At 64.4% G+C, this 832-nt stretch carries 2 protein-coding genes; both read left to right on the top strand.

Features of this window, described 5'->3' with window-relative positions:
- On the top strand, positions 1 to 609 hold a 609-nt coding region (locus tag EN914_RS36990; protein WP_127389759.1), incomplete at its 5' end, for an LON peptidase substrate-binding domain-containing protein.
- Between the two features lie 9 nt (positions 610 to 618).
- The coding region (locus EN914_RS36995; protein WP_164779243.1) for a Trm112 family protein at positions 619 to 832 on the top strand (214 nt) is incomplete at its 3' end.

An 832-nucleotide genomic window follows, 5' to 3' on the forward strand; every position in this document is an offset into this window, starting at 1 on the left:
CCGCTCGAGGGGGCGCTTTTGCTGCCGGGAGGCCGCATGCCGCTCAACATCTTCGAGCCGCGCTATCTGCAGATGGTGGACGAGGCGATCGCCGGCTCGCGGCTCATCGGCGTCATCCAGCCCAGTCTCGACGGCGCCTTGCGCGACGACGGCGAGCCGGAACTCTGCAATGTCGGTTGCACCGGGCGCATCATCGCCTTTTCCGAGAGCGGCGACGGCCGTTACCTGATTTCGCTGCAGGGCGTGTGCCGGTTCCGCATCGCCCATGAATTGACGGTCAAGACGCCGTTTCGCCAGTGCAAGCCCTCGCCTTTCCTTGCCGATCTCGATGAGGACCAGGCGGGCAACGAGATCGACCGGCCATCGCTGCTCAAGGCATTTCGCGCCTATCTGCAGGCCAACGACCTCGAGGCCGACTGGGAAAGCGTCAGCCGGGCCGAAAATGCCATGCTGGTCAATGCGTTGTCGATGATGGCGCCCTACGGGCCAGCCGAGAAACAGGCGCTGCTCGAAGCGGCGGATTTGAAGACCCGGGCCGAGACGCTGATCGCCATCACCGAAATGGCGCTGGCGCGCGAGAATGAGGATTTTGGGTCGAGTTTGCAGTAAGAGGGCGCGATGGCGGACGGACGTGACGGGAAGAAGGTCGACCCCAAGCTGCTGGAACTCTTGGCCTGCCCACTGACCAAGGGGCCGCTGGCCTGGGATCCGGAGCGCGGCGAACTGATTTCCAGGGTCGCCAAGATTGCCTATCCGGTGCGTGACGGCATCCCGATCATGCTGCCTTCCGAGGCGCGGACGCTTTCGGTGGAGGATGTGCTGGCCCTGTCTC

It is taken from the genome of Mesorhizobium sp. M7A.F.Ca.CA.001.08.2.1 (assembly GCF_003998455.1).
In the GTDB taxonomy this organism is placed as follows: domain Bacteria; phylum Pseudomonadota; class Alphaproteobacteria; order Rhizobiales; family Rhizobiaceae; genus Mesorhizobium; species Mesorhizobium ciceri.